Genomic DNA, 23,502 nt, shown 5'->3' on the forward strand with positions numbered 1-23,502 from the left:
GACAAATTATCCTTTCCTGAATCCTAAAGCAATAAAAAATTATCGTAAAACGATAAGTTTTTATTGAAAGTTAACTTTTCTATGATTAGGATAGCCACATCAAAAAAGCAAAAAGGTTTTAATATGTCTCAAAATTCCATTAGCCAGTTCAGTCGCAAGTTACTTGTCTTGTTTTGGTTTTCGCTTATATTTGTCGCCGTTCTTAATACTGCTTTCTGGTTTGGCGCGACATTGTTCGACGCTTCTTGGTTTGAAGCCTCGTTTCCAGTCGAGGTGTCACTGCCAATGTCAGTCACTCGTTCATTGGTCGGTTTTATCCCAAGTATGTTGAACACATTTTTGACGATGGCACTATTGTGGCAATTGATTATTCTGTTCCGTCTCTACGAAAAGGGGCTGATCTTCGAGCATCAGAACACTCAGTGTTACAAGAGACTCAGCTACTTGTTGATTGCAACACCGTTTGTGGGCGTACTTGCAGATATACTGCTGACATTGGTACTGTCATACAGTGACGGTTACTGGGAGTTCTTTTTCAATGTCGATGACGTTGATATTACGATGATGATCATCGGTTTCATTGTTAGATTCATAGCTGTCGTGATGGACAGAGCAAATCAACTTAAAGAAGAAAACGAATTGACCATTTAAGTGGGGCGAGCATGGCAATTATAGTTAATCTCGATGTGATGCTAGCCAAGAGAAAAATGCGTTCTAATGAACTGGCAAAACTCATCGGAATCACCGAACAAAACCTGTCGATATTAAAAAACGGTCGAGCTAAAGCGGTCAAACTCGCAACACTTGAAGCAATTTGTAAACATCTTGATTGCCAGCCTGGCGATATATTGGAATACACACCAGATGTTGATGAATAATTCTATATGCTCAGAAAAAAGCCAGAGTAGTTATACTCTGGTTTTATAGATTAGTTGTACCATTTAATGTGCACCCAGTTGCTATTTGTTGCTTATGTTTTATGCAATTAGTATCTATGTAGTGTGTCCACGATCACCGTTTAAATATAACCCTTTAGGGTTGGTTCGCGTTTAGATAAGCCAGTGCTAATATTAATTTGATCTTAGTTTTTAGGGCGATACGCAATTAATGTCACAACTAGATAAAGGATATCGTTGGGGCTCATACATATCGAACTTAATACTAGAGGGCAGCAATATTGGCACTTGGGTATGGAATGTTCAAACCGGTGAGACGATATTCAACGAGGCATGGGCCAATATTATTGGATACTCTCTTGATGAACTAAAGCCACTTTCAATAGATACTTGGCTCAAATACGTACACCCTGATGATTTAAAAACCTCAGAGCTCGAACTTAATCAGCATTTTTCAGGCGAGACTAAACAGTATGTTTGTGAAGCGAGAATGCAACACAAACAAGGTCATTGGGTCAAAGTTCTTGATAAAGGCAAAGTGCTAATTAGGGATGACGACGGCAAGCCATTATGGATGTTTGGCGTGCATGTAGACGTAACAGAACTGTGGAACAAAGAACAACAAGTCACAGAGCTAAAAACTCAACTCGAATTACTAACCGATAATCTACCAGGCTTCGTTTACCAATACGTGTTGCGCGAAGACGGAACATTCTACTTTCCTTTTGCGACCAAGAAAGTTGCGGAAATCTATGGCTGCTCAGCCGAACAAATTTTACAAGATGCGAATTTTGCGATGGGGGCGGTGCACCCTGATGATCTCGAAACGGTCCAAGTCAGTATTGAACAGTCAAAAGAGCAGATGTCCGAATGGCATCAAACCTTCAGAGTGATGCATCCATTAAAAGGTGAGATTTGGCTTGAAGGGAAATCTTCTCCGCAGAAACTCGCAAACGGCGATACCATTTGGCACGGTTACTTGCATGATGTCACCGAAGAGCGAAACCAGAACGAACAAATACGTTTGCTGTCTGCGGCGGTGTCGGCTACTACGCAAGGAATAATGATTACTGATGCACACACTCGTATCATTGACGTTAACCCCGCATTTGAAGTCTTAACCGGTTACTCAAAACAGGAAATCATCGGCGAAATGCCATCTAAACTCTCATCTGGTAAGCATTCCAAAGACTTCTATCTTGAGTTGTGGCAAACCTTATCTGAACAAGAACACTGGCGTGGTCGAGTCTGGAATCGTAAGAAAACGGGCGAAGCATTCCCTGTATTGGTCACTATCGATGTACTTAAAAATCAATGTGACGAAGTGACCAACTACATCTGTGTCTTTAGCGATATTTCTGAAATGATTGCCGAGCAAGAGCTGCTAACTGATCTCGTCAATAAAGACCCGTTAACGGGTTTATTTAACCGTCGTGCACTCGATACTCTGTTGGAGAGAAAGTCACGCAGTGCCCGAGATGAGAAAGACTTCTTTACCATCATCTATTTTGACCTAGATAACTTTAAAGCGCTTAATGACTCTCTTGGTCACGCATCAGGGGACAAAATGCTGACCGATATTGCAAATAAGTTAAGCAAAGAGATGCGAGAAAAGGACATGCTGGCGAGAGTAGGCGGTGATGAGTTTGTTGCCGTGATTGAATCAGTAAACAGTGAGGAGCTTGCTGATCGAATCGTGCAGCGTTTTGAAGATAACATAAATGAAATCGCCAAACGTTTTGGTACGTTAGAGCCTGTGAGTGTCAGCATTGGCGCTGCATTCTTCCCACTAGATGGTACGGATCCTGAGGAGCTATTGTTGCTGGCAGATGCGCGAATGTATGAATCGAAGAATGCGAAAAAGCTCGCCAGTAATATTCGTTTAAGCGGCACCTAGACAAATGGTATTACAGATTTTTTGCGGATAAGGCGAGTAGTGAGCTCGCCTTACGACTTCTGCGGATTGATCATAGTTATGAGTTAGCCGCACATCCACTGGTAATATCTAACCTTGTATCGTGTAGCGAAGTACTGATTCCATATAGTCCAAGTAAACTATCAAAGACATTATCGTGTGAAATAGCAGCGCTTTCGGCTTCGTCTTCGATGCATTGCAGATTCAGTTGTTTTTGCTGGGCGTATTGCTCTGGTATCCAAAGTAACCAAGGAACTTGAGTTTGCTCTTTAGGAGCAACCGCATAAGGTGCGCCGTGCAGATAAAGCCCACTTTCGCCCAAAGACTCACCGTGGTCAGAAATATAAGTGAGCATCACGTTGTAATCGTCAGATACCGCTTTTAACTGATTAATGGTTTGTGCCAACACATAATCAGTGTAAACCAGCGTATTGTCGTAGACATTGACGATTTCTGAATCACTGCAGTTTTCAATGTCACTGCGGTTACATGCGGGCTGGAAAGGCGCCATCTGATCTGGGTAGCGTTGCCAATAAGTCGGGCCGTGGCTGCCAATAGTGTGCAAGACTAGCAATTTATCACTCCTTTTATTTGAAATGAACTGCTGAGCTTGTTGTAGCATAGCAAGATCAAAACAGGTGTTGCCGTTGCAATCTTCATTTTTTAACGAAGTATCGAGAGATGTCTGCGCTAAGCGTCTCGCGACACCCTTATCGCCACCATCATTATCAATCCAAAGAACATCCACTCCTGCGTGCTTAATTACGTCGAACACATTGTCTTGTGCGTAGGCGCGTTTCTTGTCGTAATCCCTGCGTGTCAGGTTTGAAAACATACAAGGAACAGATAGCGCGGTGTAGGTGCCGCATGAAGACACATTTTGGAACGAGATTAATCCCATGCCTTGTGTATAAGGGTTGGTATTACGCTGATATCCGTTGTAGGCAAAATTCATCGCGCGTGCGGTTTCGCCTAACACGACAACCATCAAGGTCGGCTTGCCATTAGGGTTTGGTTTGATCTTTGCGTCAGTTCCTTGGCTTTTAAAGGCGATTGGCTGCGTGAAATACGTTTGCTTAAGGTATCTCACGCTGTTGAATACGTGGGCTGGGATGATCATTTTGTTTAGGTCGTGATTGTTTCGACCGACGGATGCGTAGTCTTTGTAGCTTGTTACTCCAATTAAACCGATGCCAATACAAGCCAGCACGACAATCGCAAATCGTGATGCGATTGCCCTTAATAAAGTGCGATGAGGTTTGACTCGAACCATAAACACGAAGGCGGACGGTAAAATACCAAAGCAAAACAGATAGAGCAGGGTGGAGCTATTTAAGTAGAAGAGTATTTCTGAAGAGTTGGTTTCAAAGATGCTCTCCATCATCGACATATCAAACACTGTTTGAAAGTTAATTTGTGCATACAGTGCGGCGGCAGAACTGATGAACAAAAACGCCATAAATGGTTTGAAGAAATAAGGCCAAGCAAACGCCGAAAAGATGATGATGAACGCGCACGTCAACAACACCGGTGAGGAGTAAGCAAACAAGGGATTAGTGACGCCCGCACTAAGTTGGAAAACTCTGTAGAGGACAGGAAAATTAAGGACGGTACCGAAATAAACAGAGCAGATGACAACAAGAACTGACATGCTCATTTCAATCCGCGGTAGTGACATCGCTTTTGCAATAGACATCCAGATAACTCCGTTTTAAACAATGATGCTATTGTGGCAAGCTAAACTTAAGGTTTACTTAAGAAATCAATCAAATCTATATTTGCGCAGGAAAATATTGGGATATCAGATGTCAGCGCTTGTGTCTCACAAGCGCTGGTTTGGCTATCGTTTAAAACGGATGCGGAAGGTGTTTCGGTTGTCCTCTCGAGGCATAAGCTCAAGCGTCGCATTGTGTAATTGGGCGATATCGCGGGCAATGGACATACCTAAACCTGCGCCGTCGCCTTTTTCGGTATTGGCACGATAGAAGCTATCAAACAGCTTTTCTCTTGCTTCGTCACTGATATTTTGCCCCGTGTCAGAGATAAACACTTCGTACCAATAATCGGATGCCACTAAGTGAACATCAATGTTACTGCCATTGCCCGAATAGCGAATTGCATTGTCGATGAGATTGCGGAATAGCAGCCCGAGCAAAAACGCATCACCTTGGATTGAGCAAGTATCGCCTTCCAAGCTTAGATGTTGATCATTGCGAAGTGCCAATTGTGCTAAGTCAGACAGGGTTGACTGCAACACATTGTTAAGCACAACCTCCTGCTTTTCTAGGTTGGTAATGCTGTCGACTTTTGCCAAGGTTAACAACTGGTGGAGGACTCGGTCAGTGCGGTCAATCCCTTTGAGAAGATTACTTAAATCTTGTTCCAGTTGCTCCTTGTCTTGGCTATGCAGAGCGTTTTCGGCGTTAAGCCTTAGTATCGTTAACGGCGTTTTGATTTCATGTGCCGCCATACGCGTAAACTGTCTTTCACGTTGCCACGCCATTTCTAACTGCTCCAACAGTTGGTTGAGCGTATCGACTAACGGGGATAACTCTAGCGTTTGGTTGGAGACATAAATACGGTCAAGTTTCTCGATGCTTCGTTGCGAAATCGCCAATCTAAGTTCTGAAATAGGGCGGAAACTCTTGCCGATAAAGTAGATCAAAATAACGATAAACAGGGGGAAAAGAATCATCTGCGGTAAAATCGCGGACAACACGACTTCATTGATGATTTCTTGTCTGATGGAGTGTTTCTCAGCAACTAAAACGAACTCTGAATCCGTTGAGTGCAGTTGGAAGATACGCCATTCTCTACCATCTACTTCTCGGTCGCCAAAGCCGGAAAACTCGGGAGAGGGAGAAAGCACGCCAGCATCTTTGCGCGAACTCCAAACCAAAGCGTTGTTTTTATACAGCTGAAAAACAATGTTGTTCTCGTATGGGTGGCCGTATTCTGTTGGATCATCATCGGAATCAGAAAGCTGACGAATTTTTTGCATCCAGGCTTCAAATTGACTTTGAATGGATGCTTTTGAAAGCTGAGATTCAAACGAAGACGTGGTGAGTAGCAACAATTTGGCGGTTTGCCCAAGTCTTGCGTCATACACTTCTTGAGTTTCGTGCTTTGTCGACATGGCGCTAAAGAGTAGTGCCAGCGAGACCATAGTGAGCGTCAAGATCATCACAACGCCGATCAGTCGGCGTTTGATGGAAAAAGGGACGTTATTTTTCAATGATATACCCCACACCACGAATGTTTTTTATCAGCATATTTGGCACTTTTTTGCGTAAGTTATGGATGTGGACTTCAATGGTATTGTCGTTGCTACTGTCTTCCCAGCCGTGCAGCGATTGAAGCAACTGCTCCTTACTCATCACTCGCCCAGCGTTGGTCATCAAACTTGCGAGCAACTTAAACTCTTTACGAGTTAACTTAAGCGGTTCTTGTTGGAAGGTGATAACCTGTTCCGACAAAGACAATGATAAATCGCCGATTTGGATTTTCTCGCTAGCACTGCCAGTTTGTCGTCTGATTAACACGCGTAAACGAGCGAGCAACTCTTCTAACGCAAACGGCTTACCAATATATTCATCTGCACCACCATCAAGCCCTTTGACTCGGTCTTGGATGTCGTCACGCGCGGTTAAAATCATTACTGGTAGGTCGTATCCTGCGTCACGAAGGCGCTTAAGTACAGCCAATCCATCAATATCAGGTAGGGTAAGGTCGAGGATCACGGCGGTGAATTGTTCGGTTTTCAGGGCGGCATTTACGCCGCCGCCGAGGGTGAGCCAATCAACCGTGTAACCGTGACGACTTAGAGACGTCACCATTGATTGGCCCAGTAAGTTATCATCTTCTACCAGCAGTATTCGCATTATTTAGTCAGACTCTCAAGTCGTTGGGTGATCTCTTGTTGTCGGCCTTGGTCGGCAATTGGTCGGTCAGGACGCGGCGCGGCTTGTTGCGCTTTGGTCAAGTACTTAATTGCTTCGCTACGGCGTCCATCTTCTGCAAGGAAGTCACCATAAAAGTAGTTAGGATCGATGCCATCTGGATTGATTTCAAGCGCTTTCTTCAGCATCTTTTCCGCGACTTCATCGTCGCCAAAACCAATCGGCCATCCCGGTACTTTATAGTATAACGAACCCAAACTGGTATAAGCTGAGCCATCTAATGTTTTGGGCGCTGAATCAATCACTTTTTCTAATAGTGCTTTCGATTCTTTAACTAGTGACAGCGCGCCTAAACCACCTTTTGCACCCGCGAGTGACGCTTTGTTTATTGCTAGCCACACGGTTAATTCAGGGTTGTCTGGATTGGCATAAAGCGCTTGCGATGTGTGCATGATAGTGACTTGGAAGCACTTCTCCTGTTCGTCACTGTCGGTGACCTGATATTGGCACTGGGCCCATTCTTTTTGAATGCTGTTTAGGGTTGGAACAGCAGCAAAAGCACTGCTGCTCGCAAGTACGGTTGCGGTAGCGATGGTTGTGATAGAAAGAAGTTTCATTTCAGTTACCTCTACTTTTCTGCTTGTTGAATAAAGTCATGGATCGTCTGTTGTTGCTTGCGGATCGAACTGGTTACCAAGCTTGGGAAAATCTGGTTGATGCGGGCAAACAGCTTTTCAGGCCAGCCGATCCACTTCGCTGATGTTTCTTTTTGCAGCATGGTAACGACATGGTCAGCAACGACTTGTGGAGAGTCGCAATGATTCCCTAACGTTTTGTTTAGTTGATTCACTCGGTCACTGTTGAGTTCAGTGTCCGTTGCTCTCGGTGCGAGATACAACACTCGGACGCCTGCGCCATCCAGCTCACGATCCATCGCTTCGCTGAATCGCTGTAAGCCAGATTTAGCAGCGCAGTAAGTTGAATAGCCCGGATAACCGATAGAACCGAAAGTTGACCCAATATTCAAAATGATTCCTGGGCGCTGCAGCCAGGTTAGGGCACTTTGCGTTAACAAGATCGGTGTGGTTAAGTTGAGCTCGATTTCTTGTTTGATTGAGTTGGGCTCGCGCTGAGCAAGAAAACGGAACTGATTGGTTCCAGCGTTGTTAATCACGACGCTAATTTTTTTGTTTTGCTGCAAGTACTCGCGCGCTTTGTTACGCAGCAGTATCAAGCCATCTTGGGTTGCTAAGTCTGCGCTCAGACATTGATGTTCTTCTGAGTTAGGCAGTGACTGAATCAACTCGGATAACTTGTTACCATTGCGAGCGACCAATAACAGTTTGGCCCCCTGTACAGCCAAGCTGTTGGCAAGTGCTTTACCAATGCCGCCAGAGGCACCTGTCAACAATACGTATTTGCCATTTAAGTCCATGTTTCCTCCTAAGCTGCGTGTGAGACAGCGGTGTGAGGTAAGCTTTCGAGCATCTGGCCGTAAAGCTTAAATACCATGTTGGCTGAATCGATTATTGCTTGTTGGTCCTTAACGTCAGTCACTTTTTCCATCAACGATTCAAAGAATTGGATGTGGTCTTGGTCAAGTATGCTGTGAGATGTCAGGTAGCTCATGGCCTCATCAGGTAGACCTAGCGTCTCTTTAACCAACTTGGCAATCTGGCCACCAACGCCAACACTCGTGCCTTCAAGTACCCATACCATGCCAAACAACGCCATCGGATTGTGACGGTCAATTTGGTGATACAGGTAAGAGGTCATCAGTTCAATTGCGTCACCAACACGACCAACGCCTTGGTTGTGACGAACAAGCTCTTCGTCTGCGCCACACGCTCGAATATCGTTAAGGATCCATTCGTGATGACCTTTTTCTTCGTCTACGTATTCAGCCAGTGCTTCACGGACCCATTCGTGTTCCGCGTCCAATCGACCACCACACGCCATTAGCAGTGGCACGGTATGTTTAACGTGGTGAAACGCTTGGGTGAGAAAGGCAACGTAAGTGTCGCGGTCGATTTCACCATTTTGACAAGCTTGGAAAATCGGTGCATTAAGCATTGTTAATTGCGCTTCACGTGTTTGCTGTTTAAGTGTGTTGAAAAAGCTCATCGCTTGCTCCTTAAAATCTATTCGTTTAAATCTAATACAATTCAATAATTTGATGGTCGGTGTTGGTATTGCGACCAGAAATCAGTTCGCTTGCCCATGTTTCAATCACGTCCCGTCTCGGGCGGCCATTTTTGGTAAACCAATGGGTGTGAGTGGCTAAGTTCGAGGTCAGGATCAGACGTTGAATACGAGCGTAATCAGGCAAACTTCCGTTGAGTAAGTGAATACGCTCGACGATATAATCTGACGGTTCAACAATCGCGGACAGCGAGTGCTGCGCTTCGCCAACCACAAGCAGTTTTGCTGCGGGTATGAAGACTTGCGCTTGAGATTCAATCCACTCTGGCGAAACATTACGCCCGTAACTGGTAATGATTTGATTCTTTTTACGGCCATGAATATGAATAAAACCGTCTGGGTCGATGTTGACCAAATCACCAGTGGCCAACCATTCATCATTAAACGGTTCATTTAAGTAACCGAGTGCGATGTTGCCTTTGATTAACAGTTCCTTGTCTTCGGCGACTTTCACTTCAATATGTTCTAACGCTACGCCACAACTGCCATGCTTTACTCGGTTTGGCGCATTCAATGACACCACAGATGCGCTTTCAGACAGCCCGTAACCTTCGTAAGCAGGAATGCCAAGCTGGTGCGCCGTCTCCATGATCTCAGCTGCGACTCGAGCGCCACCAACCGCGACAAAACGTAGTGGTTCACCCAATTGCGGATTGTGTTTTACGACTTGAATCAGTGCCATCAACAGAGCAGGTGTAAGCACTAAGCTGTTTGGCTGATATTGCGCTAGTGCTTGCGCAAAATACTGTGCGTTGAACTTGCTAGAGCCGGTTAAACCAACGTGCTCGCCCGGGAATATCATGCTGGTGACACCGAGAATCAATGGAACATAAACGCCAGTGACGTTCTCTAGTAGCGTTGAGAGCGGTAGTAATACTAGGTGGCGAGCCACATCGACATCCAGAGCAGTAACCAGCGAGCTTGAAACGCGAAATAGATTATCTTCGCTCAGGCAAACGCCTTTGGGTGTACCCGTTGAGCCTGACGTAAAGGTGACTTTTACGGTTCCTTCAAGCAGTGCACCACATGGCTCGGCGTAAATGCGATAAGCAGGTAATCCCTCCAAGTGGCAAACGCTGTCTTGGTGGTCAAACTGCTCGTTCCAATCTCCAACTAAAATATCTGCACCAGTGCTAGTCAGCACATGCTCGATCTGTTGGTTGGAAAAGAACGTTGGGATAGGTACTAGCGGCATTTCTACCATCATGGCGGCTAAGTCTACGATGGCCCAATCAATCGAGTTTTCAGCGCGAAGTGCAATACAACGGCCACCCAACTGCTTAATACTGTTGGCGGTGTTCTCGAGCTTATCGATTAACTGACGATAAGTCACAGAGGTAGCGTTGTTTTCTGCGTCCAACCCGCTCAGTGCAATTTGGTTTGGGTTGAGTTGAGCGTTGCGATAAATCGCTTGAATAATCTGGCTCATCTTAGCCTCTCTGTGTTTCATTGGCTTGTTGGAACAAAGCTAACAAATGCTGGTAGCCTTCAACTAAGTTACCGGCTAGAACACGCGGTTTATGCTGGTAATAGGTGCCCCAGATTTTCTCGGCCTCTGGTACTCGCTCTGCACTTGCTTCTGCGATCACGGTTGGCGTCAGGCCAAGGCGTTTCATTAAGGCGTGTAAAGGGTCGGTGGCGGTGAAGATGCACCATTCGTATCCTTGCTCAACCAGCTTTTCGGCCATCAGGAAAAAGTGGATTGGCGAGTTTCCGTGTGCAAAGGATGCTAGCTGACCAAACTCAATCACGCTGTCGCGGGTAATGTTTGCGTCAAAATGTTGGTTGAGGATAACTTCAGCGTGATCATCTAAATATTGCTCAAGAAAAAGAGGCTCGTTCCCCGCGTTGCGAAATCCGCATAACGATTTGATTTCGTCGCCAATCATTAGCGTCATAAATTCAGGCATAAACGTGGCCAATTTTGCGTCAAACGCTTGCTCATAGCGGGTGGAGAGCTGTTGAGTCACTTGTGGCCACAAAGGGTGATTTGGTGCAACGATTTCCAGTTTAAATTTGGGTGTTGTTATTGGATGCCTCATCGGATGCCCCTTTACTGAGTTAGTAATGACAAATTAAGGGACGAAACTTAAGAAACACTTAAGGAAAGAAAAATAATTGAAATTTCTTTGCTCAGATGGGCTTGTAGGGCTGATTAGAGCGGGGTAATCAAAAGAAAAGGCGAACCAGAACGGCTCGCCTTAAATTTCGTTAAGTGGTTAGAATTAAACCGCCATAGATTGTCTAGCCGTAAGCGACACTTGGGAACCAAAGGACCAATTGAGGCCAAGCCACCAAGCAAACCAGAGCAAGTAATTGAATCAAAATAAACGGAATAACGCCGCGGTAAATGTCTTTCAGCGCGACGCCTTCTGGACAAACCCCTTTAAGGTAGAACAACGCAAAGCCAACCGGTGGCGTTAAGAAACTGGTTTGCAGCGCCATCGCGACCAACATGACAAACCACACCAAACTTGGGTTATCAACCACGCCATGGCCGTCCAACTCAATCCCCAAACTCGCAATAACAGGCGCGAGCAATGGTAGGGCGATCAAAGTGATTTCAATCCAGTCTAAGAAGAATCCAAGGAAGAACACAATCATCAGAATGAACGCGATGATGCCGTAAGGCCCAAACGGTAATCCACTTAAAAACGATTCAATCAGTTCATCACCGCCAAGTTCACGCAACACCAATGCAAAGCACGACGCGCCAAGGAAAATCATAAAGATGTAGGCGGTGGTGCCATAAGAGGCGAGCATCACTTCTTTGAGGACTTTAAGATTGAGTTTTCTGTTGTACGCAGCGAGCAATGTTGCGCCCAACGCACCAATACCAGATGCCTCTGTTGGCGTCGCGACGCCGGCAAAGATAGAGCCGAGTACCACGAAGATCAAAATTACCGTCGGCGTAATATCTTTGAATACCTGCATAATCAGTCGCCATTCAACAGGCTGAACATCTTCAGGAATCGGCGCTTTGCTTGGCGACATTTTACCGACGACAAGGATGTAGACGATGTAGAGTGCACCGAGCAGCAAGCCAGGAATGATCGCACCCATAAATAGGTCACCAACTGAAAGCCCAAGCTGGTCAGCCATGATCACCAACATAATTGATGGTGGTAGTAGAATCCCCAGCGTACCCGCAGAGGCAACCGTACCCAGCGCCAGCGGTAAGTGGTATCCCTGACGCATCATACTCGGCAGTGACATCACGGTGAGCAACACGACGGACGCGCCGATAATGCCAGTCGATGCAGCGAGAATAATGCCGATCGCCATGACGGTAATCGCGAGACCGCCGTGGACTTTACCAAACAGTGCCTGCATGGAAGACATCAGTTTTTCGGCAATACCAGATTTATCGAGCATGTTCCCCATAAAGATAAACATGGGCAGCGCGACCAAAATCCAGTTATCCATGATCTTGTAGATGCGGTTTACGACCAGACCCATGCTGGTGTAATCAAGCCCGGTAAACGTATCCAAATACAAATCGGCAAAGTAACCGACTGCGCCAAATACCACGCCAATCCCGCCAAGTACATAAGCCACAGGAATACCGGTAAACAGCAATAGGATAAACGAGCCAAACATGGCGATGACAATCCACTCATTCGGTTCCATGATTCGCTCCTTTGAAAATGGTTTCTAACGATCTCAACACTTTGGCAAACATAGAAAGCAGCAGCAGTGCAAAGCTGAGAGGGATAACGCTTTTAATCAGCCAACGGAAAGGTAACCCAGAAGGCGAAGCAGAGCTCTCGTTGACGCGCCACGACTCGTAAGCGAAGTCGTAAGAATGCAGGATCACGACGACGACAAAAGGAATCGCAAGCAGCAGCAATCCGAATAGGTCAACAACAGCTTTAGTGCGCTCTGAGAACTTGTGATAAAACAAATCAACACGCACGTGTAAGTTGGTTACTTGCGCGTAGGCGGTGCCGAACATCACGGCAGTCGCGTATAAATGCCATTGCAACTCTTCCAACGCGATTTGCCCGTTGGAAAAGACTTTACGCAAGACAACTTGCAAAATGATCACGCCAATCAGAGCCACATTGGTCCAAGCAAAGAACTTACTGATTGAGGTGATGAACTTCTCTACCTGACAGTAGAGTGGGACGGTGGGGGTGGAAACTAGCACCTTGCTCATTGGTCACTCCTTATAACCTGTGGCCCGCTTTTAGGCTGACCACAGGTCCAATTCACAGGGGTTATTGAGTTTGTGTTGCGCGAGGTAAGAAACCGTTCGCTTGCCACAATGCGTAACCTTTACGGAACTGAGAAAGGTCTTGCCACACTTTGTCGAAGAATGGGTCTGCAGCTTTTTTCTCATCCACCACTTCTAGCCAAGTGGTTTCGAATAGGTTGAGCATTTCCTTATTCCAGTAACGGATTTCAACACCGTTCTCTTTGGCTTTTTCCATCGCGGAGTACTGCATTGCTTCACCTTCAGCGATCGAGTAGGTCATGGTCGCCATACAGGTTGTTTCAACCGCAGACTGTTGAGTCTCGCTCATACCATTCCAAGTATCTTTGTTGATCAGCAGCTCAAACACCGTAGATTGTTGGTGCCAACCCGGGAAGTAGTTGTACTTAGCCACTTTGTGGAAGCCTAAACGTTGGTCAATCGCAGGTTGAGAGAATTCAGATGCGTCGATTGCGCCTTTCTCAAGTGCGCCAAAGATTTCACCACCCGGCAGCTGCACTGTACCTACGCCAAGTTTTTCCATCACAGAAGCACCAAGACCGAAGAAACGCATGTTGAGTCCCTTAAGATCTTCTGGTTTTTCGATTGGTTTCTTAAACCAGCCCGACGTCTCTGGCGAAATGATCGCACACGGCAGTACTTTCACGTTGTAGCCGCCTTGGTCATACATTTCTTGATAAAGTTTTAAACCGTTACCAAAGTAAAGCCATGCCATGTATTCGCCAGCTTCTGGACCAAAAGGAACCGCAGAAAAGAGTGCCGAAGCTGGCAGTTTACCTTGCCAGTAACCTGCAGTTGCGTAGCCAGAGTTGACCTTACCTGTAGATACGGCATCAAGGATCTCAGCAGGGTTAACCAGCTTACCCGGCTCGTAGATCTTCATTTTGATCGTTCCGCCAGATGTCGTGGTGATGTGGTCTGCATACCATTGGATGGGTGTACCCAGCGCGGGCAGGTGGCTACCGAACGCGATCGGTGTTTTCAGCAGAATTTTTTTATCCGCTGCTTGAGCGCTGACTGACATCCCAGTCGCTGCGAGCGCCAGTGCCGATGCGATAGCAACTTTCTTGAAGTTCATAACTTTCTCCTTGTTAGGCTTTATTCCCGTCGATATCAAGAAATGTGAACATTGGGTAGATATTTGTGTTAACGCAATGTTACATTTGAGCCTAAGTGTAGTGAGGGGATTAATGACTCTCTATTGTTGAAATTGCGCAAATTTTGTCGGTATTTCATGCAGTTTTCCAAATAAAATGTCAGTAAAACTACGTACTGGCTCGGGAAGGATATATGGGCTTTGTTAGTAACAGGCGATTAACAATCAACATCATTTTGCTTTCGATCGTGCCCTTGATTGTGGTCGTGGTTATTGTGGCGGGAATCCTATTTAGCCAAGCAAAACAATTAGTTGAAGATCAAGTTCAACTGACGCGCAGCAATATACTCGCGGCGAAAAAACAAGAATTGAAGCAGTACGTAGAAATGGCAGTGAAAAGCATCGAGCCTTACTACCTAGATGAGTCACTTTCTACCGAACAAGCGCAGCAAATAGTTGCGGAAAAGTTGAGTCAGCTCACGTACGGAAGCGACGGATACTTTTTTGCGTACACTTGGGATGGTGACGCATTGGTGTTGCCATATCAACCAGAGCGCATAGGTCGAAATTGGTGGGAAGTCGAAGACGTACGCGGAAAAAAACTGTTGCAAGAGCTGATTCGCGTTGGCCGTGAAGGTGGCGGCTTTGTTGACTATCTATGGCATAAGCCATCAATGAAAGAGCCATTACCTAAACTAAGTTACGCGGTGTCTTTAGACAAATGGCAATGGATGGTCGGCACAGGCGTTTATTTAGACGACATTGAACGTCAGGTTTCTCACATGGAGAACGGTTACGACCAAAACGTGGGCAAAACCAGCAGCGCGTTATTTGTGGTGATGTTCCTGTCGGTCTCGGTCATTGCGGCATTGGGCGCGTCTTTAAACCTCAATGTTCGTCGGTTGGCGAATGAACAACTCAGCGTCCTCAATCAGCAAATCATCGACTCACAAGAGAACGAACGACAGCGCGTATCGCGTGAGTTACATGACGGGGTAAACCAGCTATTGGTGGCGGCGAAGTACCGCCTCGATAATGTCGACAAAGAACAAAATCAAGATGAGAAGACTAAAGAACTCAACGCGAGCAAGAACGCGATGGAGCAAGCGATTGTGGAGTTGCGTCGAATCTCACGAGACTTACGTCCGCCGCAATTGGATGACTTGGGGCTGGTGGCTGGAATTGAAGCCTACATCAACGACCTGCGCCAGCGCACGCAATTAGAGCTGGTATTTGAACATGATATCGACGGGGTGGAAATGCTTCCCGAAGTGGAAACGACCTTATACCGAGTGGTGCAAGAATCGCTGCACAACGTTGAAAAACACGCAAATGCTCAAGGCGTCGACGTGATCATGCAGCGAGAAGGTCGATTGTTGATTCTGACAATTAGTGATGACGGCGTGGGCATTCCTGCCAAACAACTAAAGTCTGGTAAACACAACCCAGCTACACTGGAACATATGGGATTACAGAACATGAAAGAGCGCATTCAAGCGATTGGGGGCACTTTCACTGTATCCAGCACGCAAGGAGAAGGTACGGAAGTACGCGTGAGTTTAAACATGGAGTTAATATGATCAAATTGGTACTGGCGGATGACCATCGTCTGATGCAAGACGGACTCAAATCCCGACTCGAACGTGAGGATAACCTCGATATCTTATCTTGTGTCGGAACGGGGACTGAAGCATTACAAGCCACATTAACCTTAAAGCCGGATGTGTTGTTACTCGATATCAATATGCCGAACCTGAACGGCATTGAGGTACTGGAGAAGCTTGCCGCGTCTAAATCCGAGACGGCGGTGATCATGCTGTCGATGCACGATAGCAAAGACTACGTCGTCCGCTCTGTCAAAGCGGGGGCAAAAGGATACGTGTTAAAAGATGTGGGATCCGAAGAGCTGGTAATGGCGATTAACCAAGTTGCGCAAGGCCGTTCTTACCTTTGTCCTCAGGCTTCGGACCGATTGCTGGAACAAATCAATGAAAAGCCAGAGACAAAAGATGACACACTCTCAAAGCGTGAATCGGACGTATTGAAAGAGATCGTCAATGGTTCTTGCAACAAAGACATCGCCGACGCGCTGCATATTAGTGTCCGCACGGTGGAAACGCATCGACTACGTATCAAAAAGAAGCTTGGTGCCAACTCCACCGCAGCACTGGTTAAGCTAGCGTTAGAAAAGGGCTTGGTGAGCTAATGTCGCAAAATCTGCTCTCTAGTCGTCAACCAATACTTGATAAGATCGTTTTCTTTTGTGCAGTGCTCAGAGCGGGCTCATTCCGTGAAGCAGCCGAGACACAAGGCATTTCAGCCGCCGCTGGGAGTCGTTGGGTAAAAGAACTAGAAGAGACCTTATCGGTAGAGCTTATCAAGCGCAGTACAAGACAACTTGTAGCGACGCAAGCCGGGCAGTTGTTGTACGAACGCTTCTCTCCACTGCTGCCAGACATCAATAACCTTGTTGAGCAAGTGCAGAACTTAGCGGAAGAACAACAAGGGGAGATTCGCCTTTCGTCGACGCCACTGTTTGCGCGTCAATATCTGACGAAGATTGTCGCAGAGTATATGGATTTGCACCCACAGGTGAATTTTCGCATCTTCATTGAGGCAGGGGAGTTTGACCCGCTAACGATTGATTTCGCGTTTCGCGCCAGCGCCAGTTATGAAGGCGAACATTCGCCAGACTCGCTTCTAGTGCGCAAACGCTTGTTAAGAGAACCGCTCTACCTCTGTGCTGCGCCCAAGTATCTCGCAGAATATGGTATGCCAGATACGCCCAAAGCGCTCAGTGAACACAGATGTTTGTATGCACGAACACTACTGGGCGGAAACCGATGGTGTTTTGAGCAAAGTGGTGAGCAAGATATCGTCACCATCCGCGATACGCTTGAGTGTGACAATAGCGAAATGCTGCTCGATCTGGCGATGGAAAGTGCTGGTGTCGCTTACCTCCCTCATTCTCTGGTTTACCAACACATTGAACACGGTGATTTAGTCCAGATTATGGATAGCTATCAATGTGCCAGTTTCGATATTGACATGTTCTATCGACCACGCACGCCAATGCCAGAGCGCTGCAATGGCTTTAAACGCTATCTGATTCAGCGAGTTGAAGAGCTCAACAATCAACACGCTCAGTCGGAATAGGCGTAACGACTCGCTTATCAAGAAACCGTTGAATAATTGCAAATATGAAATTCACAATCTCTATTTGTGCAATTAACAAATGCGTAGCCAACGTCTAATCTGAGATTCATTACTAAGGGAGGTGAATCGTGGTTACAAAATTAACGCCAGAGCAGGCCGCGCAATGGATTCAAGACGGCCAATCAGTATTACTCGGTGGTTTTATCGGCAGTGTCGTACCAGAAGCGATTGAACGTGCGATTGGTGAGCGCTTCGAACATTCAGGCTCACCTAAGGATCTCACGCTGCTTTTCGCTGCAGGGCAAGGCGATGGAAAAAGCCGAGCGATTAACCATCTTGCACAACAAGGCTTGGTTAAGCGTGCCATTGGCGGTCACTGGGGGTTAGTCCCCAAGTTGCAGCAGTTGGCAGTTGATAACTTGATCGAAGCTTACAATCTACCGCAAGGCATCATCTCTCACTTATTGCGCGACACCGCAGCAGGCAAACCGGGAACTGTCAGCAAAGTCGGACTTGGGACATTTGTCGACCCGCGCATCGAAGGCGGAAAGATCAACAGTATTACTCATCGTGATTGGGTTGAAGTTATCAACCTTGCGGGTGAAGAATACCTTTTCTATCACAAGCTGCCGCTTGATGTAGCGATTATCCGTGGCACTACCGCGGACGAAAACGGCAATATCACCATGGAAGACGAGTGCTTGATTGTTGAAAGTCTTGCAGCGGCACAAGCGGCAAGGAACAACAACGGCAAGGTCATCGTGCAGGTTAAACGCGTGGTGGAAGCGGGAATGCTTGATCCCCACGCGGTAAAAATACCCGGAATATTTGTTGATGCGGTCGTGGTGTGTGAAGACCCGAACGAACACATGCAGACATTTGCCAGCATGATGAATCCTGAGTTTGTTGGCAAAGGGCAAAGAAAATCTCTTCACGTTGAGGAAGAGCAAAGTTCGCTGGATGCCAAAACCATTATCGCTCGACGCGCCGCGATGGAGCTCAAAGCGAACTCCATTCTTAATCTTGGTATCGGCGCACCGGAATACATCGCCAAGGTCGCCCAACAAGCCGGGATACTCGATAGTTTTACCCTAACGGTTGAACCCGGCGCGGTAGGCGGTACTCCAGCGAGTGGTTTGGATTTCGGTGCATCTCATTTCCCTGATGCCATTATTAGCCAAGACCAGATGTTTGATTTCTATGATGGCGGTGGTATCGACCAAGCGTTCTTGGGCTTAGCGCAATGCGATGTGAACGGAGACATCAATGTCTCGCGCTTTGGCAGCAAAATTGCCGGATGTGGCGGGTTTATCAATATTACCCAGAACGCAAAAGAGGTGTATTTCTGCGGCACGTTTACCGCTAAAGGACTTGCGGTAGTTGCAGAAGCTGGCGACTTAGTGATTAAAAACGAAGGTGCGCAACACAAGTTCATCCAACAAGTCGAACAAATCACTTTTAGTGCCGCTCAAGCGCTCAAGAATAACAAGCCCGTCCTTTACATTACCGAACGCGCCGTCTTCCGTTTAACGGAGCAAGGATTAGAACTGATAGAAATCGCGCCGGGCATCGACCTTACCGAAGACGTACTGAATCAAATGTCATTTCAACCTAAAGTCAGCGCGAATCTCACCCTAATGGATCGCGCGATTTTTGAAGCAGAATTTAAGCTGGTTTTGTAGCCCAGCCCTAGCAACAACAAAACAAATAACAAAACGAATAGTCACAGGGAAATCACTATGTTTAAGAACAAAGTTTGTATCGTTACCGGAGCAGCGCAAGGAATTGGTAAAGCTGTGGTTGAGCGATTTGCCAATCAGGGTGCAACAGCCGTGTATGCGCTCGACATGAACCAACATGCCTTAGCGATTGCTTTTCCACCATCGGAAGTCATTAAGACGGTTACGATTAATATATGTGACCGCGTCACAATTCAGGCGTTAATCGAAGAGATCAAAGCGGTACACGGCCGAGTTGATGTGCTGGTTAACAATGCAGGGATTACCCGAGACGCCCTCATCGACAAGATGACAGAGCAAGATTGGGATATGGTCATCGATGTAAACCTTAAGGGCGTGTTTAATCTTACTCAAGCTGTTGCGCCATTGATGATGGAGAACAACAGCGGTTCAATCGTTACCATGTCTTCCGTTGTCGGCACAGACGGCAATATCGGCCAGACCAACTACGCGGCAACAAAAGGTGGTGTTATTGCCATGACTAAAAGTTGGGCGAAGGAGTTTGCTCGCAAAGGTGCTCAGGTGAGGGCAAACTGCGTCGCGCCAGGTTTTGTCGAAACACCAATGACGGCGGATCTACCAGAAAAAGTACTGGCGATGATGAAAGACAAAACGCCGTTAGGACGTATGGGAACCACTGATGATATTGCGAATGGAGTGGAATTTCTTGCCAGCGATAAGTCGAGCTTTATCACCGGACAAGTGCTGAAAATTGACGGTGGGTTGGTGTTGTAAGATGAGCGAAAAAGTTTATGTAGTCGCAGCAAAGCGCACCGCGATTGGCACGTTTATGGGGAGCTTATCGTCAATGAAAACGGTTGAACTCGGCAGCATTGCTATCAAGGCGGCGCTGGAGCAAGCACGGGTAAACCCTAAATTGGTCGATGAAGTCATCGCGGGTAATGTATTAAGTGCTGGTCAAGGACAAGGTGTTGGTAGGCAAGCCGCGGTTCATGCGGGTATTCCGGTGGAGACACCCGCTTATACGCTCAATATGATCTGTGGCAGTGGGATGAAAGCGATACTAAATGGCGTGAATTCGATTAAAGCAGGAGAAGTCGATATTGTGGTTGCCGCTGGAATGGAAAGCATGAGCAACGCGCCGTTTGTGATGGATGGGGGTGTTCGTTCTGGCCACAGAATGGGTGACGTGTCGATAATAGACACCATGTTGAAAGATGGCCTGACCGACGCATTTGAAGACTACCATATGGGTATCACAGCGGAGAACATCGCTAAGCAGTTCGAAATCAGTCGTGAAGAACAAGATGCGTTTGCCGCAACCAGTCAGCAACGGGCAGAGCACGCGATCCAGGCTGGTCACTTCAAGCAAGAGATTGTTCCGGTTGAAGTCGCGACGCGTAAAGGCTCATACGTTGTAGATACTGACGAGCATCCTCGCTATGGCACTACTCAAGAAAGCTTGTCTACCTTGCGCCCAGCGTTTGATAAACAAGGCACAGTCACCGCAGGTAATGCTTCTGGGATTAATGACGGTGCGTTTGCGTTAGTGCTAGTTAGCCAAGCGGCGCTAAAGGCGCATGCGCTAACGCCACTGGCGGAAGTGGTTTCTATTGCACAAGCGGGCGTAGATCCGAGTGTGATGGGATTAGGGCCAGTACCAGCCGTCACTCAGGCGTTGAATAAAGCCCAGTTACGCTTATCTGACATTAAACGCCTTGAGCTCAACGAAGCATTTGCCGCTCAGGCGATTGGTGTGATGAAAGGATTGTCGAGTCAGCACAACGTCGACTATTCATGGTTTGCCGACAAAACCAACGTCAATGGCGGCGCGATTGCGCTTGGTCACCCGATAGGGGCGTCTGGGGGAAGAATCGTCACGTCATTGATTTATGAGATGGTTCGCTCAGAATCGAATTTAGGATTAGCTTCGCTCTGCATTGGCGGTGGAATGGGAACCGCGATTATCCTCTCCATCGCCAATAACTAATCATTATGGCTTCGCGCGTTGCCTGTTTAGGTAAGGCTGGCAAGGCGCGCGGCAAATCCCATAAAGAGCAACCCTAACAGGCCATTGCCCAACTTGGCTAACATTTGATTGTTTTTGAACAACTGAGTAAGCGAGGTACCAACGAATATCAACGCACTGAGATAGATAATGCTAAAGATCTCTAAGATGGTGGCGAGGATCAAATATGAAATCCAAGTGTGTTCGTAGGTGTAGTCGATAAACTGAATAAAGAACGATACGTAAAACAGGATCGCTTTCGGGTTGGTTAAGCTCAGGGTTAGGGCTTTAGCGAAGACGTTTTCAACTTTTTGCGGGCGAGCAACACCAGATTCATCCATTGCATGTTTAGACCAGTACTGATGGATGATTTTAAGGCCGAGATACAGCAAATAAGCCGCACCTAAATAACGGATAATAGTAAATAAAACCGGAGAGGTTTGGATAAGCGAAGCGACTCCAAGATAAGAGAGCAGAATTAAGATCGCATCACCGACTAACACGCCCATCGCAGCCTTGTAGCCAGTTTTCACACCCAGCGAAGAGCCCGACTTAAGCACATAGATAGAGTTTGGTCCCGGAGCGATGATAATCATCAAAAGCCCAACCAAATACGTCCAAATATTGATAACGCCAAACGCTTCTAACATGCGGTCCCTCGCAAAAACTCAATTGCCAATGAAAGAGATATAACGCAAAGCGTGATTAAAGTCTATTGAAGAGTTGGTGATTATTCAGACAGTAAATAATTCGAGAAACAAAAGCCGGACACTGCCGGCTTTTTTTGATCAAATCTACTGAATCGGGAAAGCAGGAGTGTCGTCATTTTCCGTGCGCCAGTTAACCCACAGTTTGCCGTCCGTCCCTTCAAGCAGCGTCGCAAAATTGCGCGCGCGGATGTATTTGTCTGAGCCATACGGGCGCAACATATCCGCAGCCACTTGATTGTTCTCATCCAGATATTCGGTGCGGTCATTGGTGATAGCGCAAACGCCTAGCCACTGCATATAGCTTGGTGCAGGGTGGACAATGGCGGAAGAAATGACCTGATGGACCGAACGTTGCTGCTTATCTCTAGAGTCGCGAATCACACCAAGTGCGCCAACATGTACGTCACCAGATAGAATAACGGTGCGGCGTTTGCTTGATTGTGAGTAATCGAGCAAGCGCATGATGAGTCGCGAGCGTTCGCCTTCGTGCTCTTTCGCGCGCCAATGATCTTTTAAATCGTCAGTCAGTTCTTCTTCCCATGGCGTGGTGTCTAAGGTGTTTTCGGCAAATGAGAAATCTCGGTAAACCACAGGAACTGCGCTCAATACGAGTAGGTTATCGCTTTCGAGGTTTTTGAGATACTCGATAACCAAGTCCCACTGATTTTTGCTCATGACTTGTTTAAGCGTACGTTGTGCACGATTGTCCAAGACGAGGATATCGTAACCGTGGAATTTCAATGCGCTGGCAAAGTGGTCACGGACAGAGTGGCTGGTTTGTAATAGTGAACGGTTTTGTGGACCGCGAATCTGCAACAGCTCAAAGTGTTTACGCGCTGCGCTGAAAATCGCTTTGTAAACGTCACAGCTTTGGATGTCGTCAGGATAGCTGCCCCAGCCGTCAATAATATCGTGGTCGTCCCACATCATTACCGACGGAATAGACGCAAGCATCGACGCCATTGGTTCTTTGTTCCAACGGTCGACATACAGTTTGCTGTAAAAGCGGTCGAGTTGGGCGACCATTTTTCTGCTCGCTGGACGTTTTACTTTGACCTCGCGATCTCTCTCATTCCATGCTTTTAGTGTGTCGACTTCGGTCCAAATCGCATCGGCGTAAACTTGGTCTCCGCCCATTAATAGCAAAGAGAACGGTTCTTGTTGGTGCTCTTTCGCCATCTCAGACCATAAGCGGTATGGCTTTTCAGTGGTGTTCATTATTTTTAGGTCTGAAAAACCGTTACACGAGGCATAGGCAAACTTTGGTTTCTCTTGTGGACCAGGAACGTAGAAAGACCATTCGCGATTGCCGCGCTTGTCCAACAACTCTTCGCCATCTTGCTGTAGAGCATAAGTGATGGTTTCTGCGCCATGGCCTTCGATATTGAGTTCCATACGCCAAACTTTACCATCATTGATTTCGCCGATAAGGGTCGCAGGCACAGGAGAATGTTGAGGGTAACTGACGCTGACAGAATTTGCGGTTTTAGACGTCACGACCACAACGGTGTAGTGGTGGTCGGATTCGAGCCCAAGTATTGGACCAAGTACCATTTTCGTTTGCATGCTCACTTCCTTGTCATTGTTGGTGTTGCTTGAACATGTGTAAGCACGAAAACCGATAGAAAACTCATTCATGCTCATCACGTTGTATATCATCTCAGGCTTAATGGTTCAGTTCTGCGTCAATATGCAATTTTGTGA

At 46.8% G+C, this 23,502-nt stretch carries 22 protein-coding genes; 9 read left to right on the top strand and 13 right to left on the bottom strand.

Annotated elements, in window-relative coordinates; genetic code table 11:
- Positions 1 to 123 precede the first annotated feature (123 nt).
- The 3 genes from AKJ31_RS02765 to AKJ31_RS02775 all read left to right on the top strand — a co-directional run bounded on the left by AKJ31_RS02765 (position 124) and on the right by AKJ31_RS02775 (position 2,793).
- Positions 124 to 651 (top strand): DUF2975 domain-containing protein, encoded by a 528-nt coding sequence (locus AKJ31_RS02765; protein WP_053407555.1) that lies wholly within the window; start codon positions 124 to 126, stop codon positions 649 to 651.
- An 11-nt stretch (positions 652 to 662) separates the two neighbouring features.
- Positions 663 to 878 (top strand): helix-turn-helix domain-containing protein, encoded by a 216-nt coding sequence (locus AKJ31_RS02770; RefSeq protein WP_053407556.1) that lies wholly within the window; start codon positions 663 to 665, stop codon positions 876 to 878.
- A gap of 229 nt (positions 879 to 1,107) precedes the next feature.
- Entirely contained in the window at positions 1,108 to 2,793 is a 1,686-nt protein-coding gene (locus AKJ31_RS02775; RefSeq protein WP_053407557.1) for a sensor domain-containing diguanylate cyclase, read from the top strand.
- Positions 2,794 to 2,869: 76 nt separating this feature from the next.
- Here the strand turns inward: AKJ31_RS02775 and AKJ31_RS02780 are convergent, their stop codons facing one another.
- The 11 genes from AKJ31_RS02780 to AKJ31_RS02830 all read right to left on the bottom strand — a co-directional run bounded on the left by AKJ31_RS02780 (position 2,870) and on the right by AKJ31_RS02830 (position 14,206).
- Positions 2,870 to 4,462, bottom strand: coding sequence for a phosphoethanolamine transferase (locus AKJ31_RS02780; protein WP_053407978.1), 1,593 nt, complete (start codon positions 4,460 to 4,462; stop codon positions 2,870 to 2,872).
- A 189-nt stretch (positions 4,463 to 4,651) separates the two neighbouring features.
- Positions 4,652 to 6,046, bottom strand: coding sequence for an ATP-binding protein (locus AKJ31_RS02785; protein ID WP_053407558.1), 1,395 nt, complete (start codon positions 6,044 to 6,046; stop codon positions 4,652 to 4,654).
- The gene (locus AKJ31_RS02790) at positions 6,036 to 6,692 is read right to left on the bottom strand and encodes a response regulator (RefSeq protein ID WP_053407559.1); all 657 of its coding nucleotides are present in this window, start codon (positions 6,690 to 6,692) and stop codon (positions 6,036 to 6,038) included. Before AKJ31_RS02790 ends, AKJ31_RS02785 begins: the two co-directional genes overlap by 11 nt.
- Entirely contained in the window at positions 6,692 to 7,327 is a 636-nt protein-coding gene (locus AKJ31_RS02795; protein ID WP_053407560.1) for a tetratricopeptide repeat protein, read from the bottom strand. Before AKJ31_RS02795 ends, AKJ31_RS02790 begins: the two co-directional genes overlap by 1 nt.
- An 11-nt stretch (positions 7,328 to 7,338) precedes the next feature.
- On the bottom strand, positions 7,339 to 8,145 hold the full coding sequence (locus AKJ31_RS02800) for an SDR family oxidoreductase (protein WP_053407561.1): 807 nt from the start codon (positions 8,143 to 8,145) through the stop codon (positions 7,339 to 7,341).
- An 8-nt stretch (positions 8,146 to 8,153) separates the two neighbouring features.
- Entirely contained in the window at positions 8,154 to 8,834 is a 681-nt protein-coding gene (locus AKJ31_RS23170) for an iron-containing redox enzyme family protein (protein WP_053407979.1), read from the bottom strand.
- Positions 8,835 to 8,865: 31 nt separating this feature from the next.
- Positions 8,866 to 10,341: an AMP-binding protein gene (locus AKJ31_RS02810; RefSeq protein WP_072161205.1), complete on the bottom strand. Its 1,476-nt coding sequence runs from the start codon at positions 10,339 to 10,341 to the stop codon at positions 8,866 to 8,868.
- 1 nt (position 10,342) lies between these two features.
- Positions 10,343 to 10,954, bottom strand: coding sequence for a thermostable hemolysin (locus tag AKJ31_RS02815; protein ID WP_053407562.1), 612 nt, complete (start codon positions 10,952 to 10,954; stop codon positions 10,343 to 10,345).
- Positions 10,955 to 11,156: 202 nt separating this feature from the next.
- Positions 11,157 to 12,542: a TRAP transporter large permease gene (locus AKJ31_RS02820; RefSeq protein ID WP_053407563.1), complete on the bottom strand. Its 1,386-nt coding sequence runs from the start codon at positions 12,540 to 12,542 to the stop codon at positions 11,157 to 11,159.
- Positions 12,529 to 13,071, bottom strand: a complete 543-nt coding sequence (locus AKJ31_RS02825) for a TRAP transporter small permease subunit (protein ID WP_083439944.1) — start codon at positions 13,069 to 13,071, stop codon at positions 12,529 to 12,531. The genes AKJ31_RS02820 and AKJ31_RS02825 overlap by 14 nt, the downstream gene beginning before the upstream one ends.
- Before the next feature lie 61 nt (positions 13,072 to 13,132).
- Positions 13,133 to 14,206 carry a TRAP transporter substrate-binding protein gene (locus AKJ31_RS02830; RefSeq protein WP_053407564.1) on the bottom strand — a complete coding sequence of 358 codons (1,074 nt, stop codon included), beginning with the start codon at positions 14,204 to 14,206 and terminating at the stop codon, positions 13,133 to 13,135.
- 212 nt (positions 14,207 to 14,418) lie between these two features.
- On the opposite strand from AKJ31_RS02830, the gene AKJ31_RS02835 reads away from it, so the two are divergent.
- From AKJ31_RS02835 to AKJ31_RS02860, 6 genes are all read left to right on the top strand, one after another.
- Positions 14,419 to 15,804: a cache domain-containing protein gene (locus tag AKJ31_RS02835; protein WP_053394706.1), complete on the top strand. Its 1,386-nt coding sequence runs from the start codon at positions 14,419 to 14,421 to the stop codon at positions 15,802 to 15,804.
- Positions 15,801 to 16,430 (top strand): response regulator, encoded by a 630-nt coding sequence (locus tag AKJ31_RS02840; protein WP_053394707.1) that lies wholly within the window; start codon positions 15,801 to 15,803, stop codon positions 16,428 to 16,430. Before AKJ31_RS02835 ends, AKJ31_RS02840 begins: the two co-directional genes overlap by 4 nt.
- On the top strand, positions 16,430 to 17,380 hold the full coding sequence (locus tag AKJ31_RS02845) for a LysR family transcriptional regulator (protein ID WP_053407565.1): 951 nt from the start codon (positions 16,430 to 16,432) through the stop codon (positions 17,378 to 17,380). Before AKJ31_RS02840 ends, AKJ31_RS02845 begins: the two co-directional genes overlap by 1 nt.
- A gap of 128 nt (positions 17,381 to 17,508) precedes the next feature.
- Positions 17,509 to 19,062: an acyl CoA:acetate/3-ketoacid CoA transferase gene (locus AKJ31_RS02850; protein ID WP_053407566.1), complete on the top strand. Its 1,554-nt coding sequence runs from the start codon at positions 17,509 to 17,511 to the stop codon at positions 19,060 to 19,062.
- A gap of 57 nt (positions 19,063 to 19,119) precedes the next feature.
- Entirely contained in the window at positions 19,120 to 19,854 is a 735-nt protein-coding gene (gene fabG, locus AKJ31_RS02855; protein ID WP_053407567.1) for a 3-oxoacyl-ACP reductase FabG, read from the top strand.
- 1 nt (position 19,855) lies between these two features.
- A complete protein-coding gene (locus tag AKJ31_RS02860) occupies positions 19,856 to 21,070 on the top strand; it encodes an acetyl-CoA C-acetyltransferase (RefSeq protein WP_053407568.1) in 1,215 nt (404 codons plus the stop codon).
- Between the two features lie 26 nt (positions 21,071 to 21,096).
- Here the strand turns inward: AKJ31_RS02860 and leuE are convergent, their stop codons facing one another.
- Complete coding sequence (leuE, locus tag AKJ31_RS02865) at positions 21,097 to 21,738, bottom strand: leucine efflux protein LeuE (RefSeq protein ID WP_053407569.1); 642 nt, start codon at positions 21,736 to 21,738, stop codon at positions 21,097 to 21,099.
- Between the two features lie 144 nt (positions 21,739 to 21,882).
- On the bottom strand, positions 21,883 to 23,364 hold the full coding sequence (locus AKJ31_RS02870) for an alkaline phosphatase D family protein (RefSeq protein WP_053407981.1): 1,482 nt from the start codon (positions 23,362 to 23,364) through the stop codon (positions 21,883 to 21,885).
- Between the last annotated feature and the right edge of the window lie 138 nt (positions 23,365 to 23,502).

The organism is Vibrio hepatarius, assembly GCF_001274785.1.
GTDB classification, from domain to species: Bacteria; Pseudomonadota; Gammaproteobacteria; order Enterobacterales; family Vibrionaceae; genus Vibrio; species Vibrio hepatarius.